The 6262-nt window shown below is 61.6% G+C and carries 7 protein-coding genes; 6 read left to right on the top strand and 1 reads right to left on the bottom strand.

Annotation, left to right across the window (positions count from 1 at the left end; all coding sequences use genetic code 11):
• Positions 1–58 precede the first annotated feature (58 nt).
• From E3O57_RS08075 to E3O57_RS08065, 4 genes are all read left to right on the top strand, one after another.
• Entirely contained in the window at positions 59–247 is a 189-nt protein-coding gene (locus tag E3O57_RS08075) for a hypothetical protein (RefSeq protein ID WP_103479960.1), read from the top strand.
• Positions 244–420: a hypothetical protein gene (locus E3O57_RS18680; protein ID WP_165787997.1), complete on the top strand. Its 177-nt coding sequence runs from the start codon at positions 244–246 to the stop codon at positions 418–420. Before E3O57_RS08075 ends, E3O57_RS18680 begins: the two co-directional genes overlap by 4 nt.
• A gap of 287 nt (positions 421–707) precedes the next feature.
• Complete coding sequence (locus tag E3O57_RS08070; protein ID WP_103479961.1) at positions 708–1772, top strand: DNA cytosine methyltransferase; 1065 nt, start codon at positions 708–710, stop codon at positions 1770–1772.
• A complete protein-coding gene (locus tag E3O57_RS08065) occupies positions 1769–4093 on the top strand; it encodes an ATP-binding protein (protein ID WP_103479962.1) in 2325 nt (774 codons plus the stop codon). Before E3O57_RS08070 ends, E3O57_RS08065 begins: the two co-directional genes overlap by 4 nt.
• Positions 4094–4577: 484 nt before the next feature.
• Here the strand turns inward: E3O57_RS08065 and E3O57_RS08060 are convergent, their stop codons facing one another.
• A complete protein-coding gene (locus tag E3O57_RS08060; RefSeq protein WP_103479963.1) occupies positions 4578–5096 on the bottom strand; it encodes a hypothetical protein in 519 nt (172 codons plus the stop codon).
• Between the two features lie 98 nt (positions 5097–5194).
• Here E3O57_RS08060 and E3O57_RS08055 point away from each other — a divergent pair, with 98 nt between their 5' ends.
• Both E3O57_RS08055 and E3O57_RS08050 read left to right on the top strand, forming a co-directional pair.
• The gene (locus E3O57_RS08055; protein ID WP_198416819.1) at positions 5195–5515 is read left to right on the top strand and encodes a hypothetical protein; all 321 of its coding nucleotides are present in this window, start codon (positions 5195–5197) and stop codon (positions 5513–5515) included.
• Positions 5516–5797: 282 nt separating this feature from the next.
• On the top strand, positions 5798–6136 hold the full coding sequence (locus E3O57_RS08050) for a hypothetical protein (protein ID WP_103479964.1): 339 nt from the start codon (positions 5798–5800) through the stop codon (positions 6134–6136).
• The last annotated feature ends 126 nt before the right edge of the window (positions 6137–6262 follow it).

The raw sequence follows: 6262 nt of genomic DNA, 5'->3' as shown, positions 1-6262 counted from the left end.
ACGACGACGACGACGGTCTGTGGGCTGTCGCATTCAGCAAGAAGGAGGGCAAGGCAGCATGAAGTTCCTCAACAGGAAAGACGCCGCGGTGCGGGTCGGCAAGAACCTATCCACGATCTACCGGTGGGAGGAGCGCGGGCTGTTGGCGTTCACGCTCGACCTGTGCCGGGAAGATCAGCTGCTTGAGGCAGCGAAGAAGTCGAGTGCCCAGGTTGGGCGTCCCAGAGCAGCGAGGAGGAAAGCATGACCGATTTCGAGGAGCACACCGACCGGGTGACCAGGTTGGCGATCGAGGACGTCGAGCTGGCGCACCTCGAAGCGCGGGCGCGGCCGACCGGACCAGGCCAGGAGCTGATGGCCCGCGGAATTATTGAGGTCCTGCCAGGTGGATGCGTCGAGTTAGTGGCGCCGGCGGGGTAGCGGAATAGCTTCCGGGAGCGGACCAGTAGTCGCCTGCTCCCGCAGTCGCCGTGCGCGCCGCTTCGAGGCTGAATGGTAAGGCGCCGCCCCTTCCCAGCCGTCTCGTGGCAGGAGAGCGGAGACAGAAGCGCTGGCCGCACGCGACGAGAAGCTGTGCGCAGGCGACCACCTTCGTGTCGTAGGTGGCCAGTGCTTTTGTCCCACTGATTGACCGGGCCGGTCTGACGGTGTTTGGGAATGCCTCGTCGCACGTCGACGTCTGCTGAATGTTCCCTTAGTCTGAGACCATGCCGTCTGCACTAGCCTCAATCAGCGCCATCGATTTGTTCTGCGGAGCGGGTGGACTTTCGCAGGGACTCCAGGAAGCAGGCATCTCAGTCGTGGGCGGCGTGGACATTGACGCGTCCTGCTCGTACGCGTTTGAGGCCAACATCGACGCCCCCTTCATTGAAAGAGACGTTCGAGAGATCACCGCAGAGCACCTCGAGCCACTCTGGACACCGGGCAGCATCCGGATGCTCGCGGGCTGCGCACCTTGCCAGCCATTCTCTCCGTACCGCCGGGGCGTGGACACCTCAGCGGAGGCGCAGTGGCCGCTCTTGCGAGAGTTCTCTCGCCTGGTCAAGGACATCAGCCCCGAACTCGTGACGATGGAAAACGTACCCCGCATCGGCACGTCAGCGGTCTTCCAGGAGTTCGTGAACGACCTCAAGGCTCTCGGCTATTTCGTCGACTGGAAGAGCTGCTACGGTCCTCGTTTCGGCCTTCCGCAGCATCGGAGGCGGCTTGTGTTGCTCGCATCCCGGCTCGGACCGATCAAAGTGCCCGACGGCTCTCTTGATGAGGCGAACTTCCGCACTGTTCGGGAAGTGATCGGGGGACTTCCCAAGCTCGCGTCTGGCGAGGCTGATGGCAAGGACCCGTTGCACGTGGCTAGGAACCTATCGCCGCTCAACCTTCGCCGCATCGCCGCGTCAGCGCCGGGCGGCACGTGGCAGGACTGGCCGGAGGAACTCCTGTCCCCGTGTCACCGCAAGGCGTCGGGCTCTTCCTTCAAGAACGTCTATGCCCGGATGGAGTGGGACAAGCCATCTCCGACCATCACGACCATGTCGGGCAACTTCGGCGCAGGTCGGTTCGGCCACCCCGAGCAGGATCGATCCATCACCCTTCGCGAGGCGGCATTGCTCCAAGGCTTCCCGCCGGGCTACAAACTGGTGAAGTCCGACGTGCGCGTCAACCAGAGTCAGATCGCAAGGTTGATCGGAAACGCTGTGCCGCCGCCCATCGCCGCAGAAGTCGGGCGAGCGGCAGTAGCTCATATCGCTGCGCAACTCACGGCAGCGAAATGAACGATACCGATGTGACGCCGCTCGAAGAGGAGAACGATGTGTCCCTAGTTGCCGAGGACGACGCGACCGCGCGCATCGTTGACAAGACCTTCAAGATGACGGTTGAACTTTCCGTTCTAGAGTCGCTGGGAATCAACCTGTACAGCAACGCAGCTGCGGTGTTGTCTGAGCTGGTCGCTAATGCCTACGACGCCGACGCGGGGAAGGTCAGCATTACTTGGCGCCCGCGCGCTGACGCAGACGACGAGGGAAAAGAGAAGCTCCTCGAGGTCGTCGTCACGGACGATGGATCTGGGATGGATGTTGCTCAGCTCAATGCGCGCTTCCTCAAGGCGGGCTACAAAAAGCGCGCCATCGAGGGTATCGAGTCACCTAAGTGGCATCGTCCGTACATGGGGCGAAAGGGCATCGGCAAACTCTCTGTGTTCTCGCTCGCCGAGGTCGTCGAGGTGTACAGCCAGACGGAGGATGGCGAAGCCCATGGCTTCGTGATCCGAGTTGCAGACCTAGAAGAACACATCCAGAACGAAGAGGAGTACTACCCTCAGCCCGTTGAAGTCCCCGACGAGTACAAGGTGAAGGGGACCACTCTCGTACTGTCGAAACTCAAGAGTAAGCGGGCTGGTCTCACTTCTGCAGCACTCCGAAAGCGCCTCGCGCGCAGGTTTGACGTGATCGACGAAACCCCCTTGCGAGAAGGCGGCTTTCACATTCTGGTCAACGGGAAACGTATTACCTACGCCGATCGCCAGGAGCTAAAGAAGCTTCAGTTCATCTGGGAGTTCCCGGGCGACCCCCTCCCCGATGTTGCCCTGCCGGCTGGTATCGAGCGCTTCAAAATTCCTTCGGGCATGGTTGATATCAAGAAAGGCTGGAAGGTAACAGGTTGGTTCGGCAGTACTAAGACACCGACTGATCTGACCAGTGATGAGGATGCTGGCAGCCTCAAGAACATCATCGTGCTCGCTCGGAAGCGCCCTATACAAGAGGGCATCATCGAGAAGCTCGACTTCAGCCGACTTTTCGGCAACTACGTGACGGGACAGATCGAGGCAGATTTCCTGGATCTCGACGAGCCCGGCTACGAAGACATTGCAACTAGCGATAGACAGCGCCTGATCGAGGACGATGAGCGGGTCGTTGCGCTGCAGAAGTTCTTGCGGCAAGCGTTCCTGTCCGCCGCCGAGGAATGGAGCAACGCGCGCCCAAAGCGCGAAGCTGTTGACGCCCTTAAGCGCTACCCGAAGCTACAGGAATGGCTCGAGGAGCTTCCACCGTGGCAGCAGGACAGCGCACGGACGATGGTCGGCACGATTGCCAGCCTGCCCTTCGAAGGCAAGGACGCCGCCGAGGACCGCTCTGCACTCTTTCGGTCGGGAATTCTTGCATTCGCTCGCGTGGGTCTTCGTAAGTCATCCGACGATCTGGACCTCCTGAGCAAGGTCACTGCGACTGACCTCCTGCCGCTCCTCGGGCAGCAAGACTCGTATGAAGCGGGGCTCTGGGTTGACATTCTTCGGTCTCGAGTTCAAGCGATCGAGAAGCTGCAGCACCTCACCGACATCAACGAGAAGGAAAAAGTCCTTCAGGAGCACCTCTTCGATCATCTCTGGCTACTAGACCCTTCCTGGGAGCGCGCCACCGGCAGCGAGACCATGGAGGAGAACCTCCGCAAGCTCGCACCGAAGCTCTTCGCGAAGGACAAGCTCGACAGGGAGATCACAGGTCGAATCGACATCCGCTACAAGACCGTCGGCGGAAAACACGTCATTGTCGAGCTCAAGCGCTATGACCTCAAGGTGGACGCGACGAAACTCGCCGCGCAGGGTGCGAAGTATGCCGAGGCCCTAGCTAGCATCCTCACTCAGCAGCAACGGGAGAAGGAGATTCCGAATATTGAGGTGGTGTTCGTCCTCGGCAAACGGCCCGGATCTCGAGGGTGGGTTGCGGGAATCAAGATCACCGAAGACGAATTCGTAGACAACCAGTTCGAGCAGTTCAACGGCACCTACCGCCTCTATGATGCGGTGATTGCTAGCGCACGCACTCAGTACCAGGACTATCTCGATGCCAGCAGCCAAGCGAGAAAGCTAGACGACTTGCTCATCGTCTTTGAGCCCCAGGACGAAAAGTCGGATGAAAACGAGAAGCCCGATGCTCCCGCGGCTATCCAGGCTCCCGCTGCCACAACTGTTCCCGTAGCACCCCAGAATCGAGTAGGAGTTGATCAGGCGGCGCTCGCCCCAATGCAAGCAGAACCGGCGAGCCCCGTGGTCCCTCGGCCCGCAATTTCAGCGATGCCGAAGCCGCCTACTCTCTGATCATTGCCGCTACTTGTGAGTCAGTCCACGATCAGCAGAAGGCGGTGGCGGCACCAGACCGCGAGCAGTTCGTCCTCGACGCCATCGCGGACGCCAAGGCCCTCGGGCCCGACACGCAAGACCCGACTTGACAACCATGCGAAACGTGCGAATAACTGTGTTACGGTTCACGTAGTGCAGAACTGGGCCCACCGGAAACGGCGGGCCTTCTGCATTTAACCAGCGCTTCCGACCGGGTGCCCCCGGTCGGAACCTGCCCGCCGTCACGTGTCCACACTGATGCAGCCCCTAGTTCCCCGGTACCCGGGACGACGCGACGTTGTGTTCGCGCGCGCGTGAATACCGAGCCGGGTGAGCATTAGCCAAATGGGACAGAGATGCCGGCGGGCACTCCGAGCGGGGCAGAGCGCGGCACGGACAATGTGATCCCGGCCCGCCTGCCCCGCCCATTGGCGCCTCAAGCTTCCTCAAGCGCAGTCGTGCGCTAGTTGCCGACGTCCGCCGCCGCTAGCAACCGGGAATGCAGCGGTGGCCTCATGTAACGGTGCGAGCGTTCAGTCCGCATCCATTTGGTCCGCTTGAGGTTGCGGAGCTGCTGAATAATGACGGCAATCGCAAGGACAACCAGACCGGCGACATAAAGCAACAACAACGTCCAGAAGCTGTCTGTGTGAGTTATCGAGATGAATAGCCATGCCGCAAGGACGGTGCCGGCTACCACGTACACGGCGATCATGATTCCCCGGAGGCCGTTGTACATAGGTGCCATCTGCTTCAGCGCCCAAGTCGTCACATAGTCGTCCCTCAAGTCCTCGATGAGGCTCCGCTCCGAAGAGCCATCCATCTTGCTGGCGATCTCGCTGAGTCGTTCCGACTTTCGCAACGATCCTGCATTTGCGGTGAAGAAGCCTGATGCCAGCGCGACGACCGTCGGGATGGCAGCGCCCAGAATCTGCACCCACGGATCTGTCGCAGCTGCCGCATCTTGCACCAATGCGTGCATGGTTCTCCCCTAAGTAGAGTCCGCCTCACAGCGTACTGGCCCGCCCACATCGATGAGGTTCTTGCCCGCCTCGGTAAGCAACAGGTGGAGGTAGGACGATGGCCCGGACGAACACCCGCCGCATGCACGCCTTGCGTGACGAGTTCTTCCAAGAGGGCCGCACTCAGTCGCAGTCCGCTGACTCTGAGGTGCGGGTCCTGTCGGATTGTTGGCTGTGCCTCACGGCGATCGACTACGTCGCTGAGCCGCACACCACTTCGGACTCGCACAACCTCGACCACTTCCACACGGTCAGCGATCGACCAGACCTCCAGGAGGACTGGTCGAACTTCCGTCATGCGCACATGGCTTGCAACCTGAGCCGGGGGAAGCGCACACCCACTGCGGGTCTCGGCGAGGCCGTGCCCGACTGGTGGTAACCGACATCCGAACCGAAGGAGGCACCATGTCAGCAGCAGACAAGCCGCGGCTGGGGTTGCCCGCCGACCGGCGCGAGGCGTACATCCCGTTGAAGCCCAGACCGCTCCCGCGCTCGACAGTCATCTTGGATGAGATGCGGCGCTCATGGGCCAAGTCGGATGCACTGCAAGCCGAGAAGCGTCGCAAGCACGCGCACAAGGCTGCACGCGCTGGCATGCGCCGAGCAATACCGTAACCCGCCAGCGTCCGCTGCCGGCCTCACTCGAACTCAGGGAGACATCATGGCGAAGCTCGGAAGCATGACCGGCACGATCACGGTCAGCATGGGCAACACGGCCCTGCCTGGCCGAGCTGTCGAGTTCACGGTGCCGCTGCGCGCCATCGACAGCACGACGTACGCCGACACAACGGCGACGATGTCGGTCCACGTCGACCGCACCGAGCTGCGTGCCCAGGTCGCCAAGACGCTGCGCACTCTCGCCGACCGCATCGAGGACGAGTTGCTCGCACCCGGCGCCATCCTGCTCACCTGTGCTGAGTGCGGGTCGCAGCTGGTCACCCAGTCGCCGGCCGAGCTTCGTCACGAGGCGGACGGCGCCCACTCGCTCGGCTCCGCATGACCGACCAGGTCAAGCCCACGCCCCTCACCGTCACCATCTTCGTCAGTGCTGGTGACCATGAGCTGCCCATCGACTTGATCACCTTCGAGGTACCGATGCGCACTGGAGAGTCGACAGTCGTCGAGG

The sequence above is a fragment of the Cryobacterium sp. TMN-39-2 genome (assembly GCF_004402745.1).
GTDB lineage: Bacteria > Actinomycetota > Actinomycetes > Actinomycetales > Microbacteriaceae > Cryobacterium > Cryobacterium zongtaii.
Note: the sequence above shows the minus strand (reverse complement) of the source record. Positions and strands in the feature narration are given on the sequence as shown.

Bases quoted from the DNA above. Each gene is read 5' to 3' on its own strand.
- E3O57_RS08075 (WP_103479960.1), top strand. From the start codon at position 59: ATGAAGTTCCTCAACAGGAAAGACGCCGCGGTGCGGGTCGGCAAGAAC.
- E3O57_RS18680 (WP_165787997.1), top strand. From the start codon at position 244: ATGACCGATTTCGAGGAGCACACCGACCGGGTGACCAGGTTGGCGATC.
- E3O57_RS08070 (WP_103479961.1), top strand. From the start codon at position 708: ATGCCGTCTGCACTAGCCTCAATCAGCGCCATCGATTTGTTCTGCGGA.
- E3O57_RS08065 (WP_103479962.1), top strand. From the start codon at position 1,769: ATGAACGATACCGATGTGACGCCGCTCGAAGAGGAGAACGATGTGTCC.
- E3O57_RS08060 (WP_103479963.1), bottom strand. From the start codon at position 5,096: ATGCACGCATTGGTGCAAGATGCGGCAGCTGCGACAGATCCGTGGGTG.
- E3O57_RS08055 (WP_198416819.1), top strand. From the start codon at position 5,195: ATGGCCCGGACGAACACCCGCCGCATGCACGCCTTGCGTGACGAGTTC.
- E3O57_RS08050 (WP_103479964.1), top strand. From the start codon at position 5,798: ATGGCGAAGCTCGGAAGCATGACCGGCACGATCACGGTCAGCATGGGC.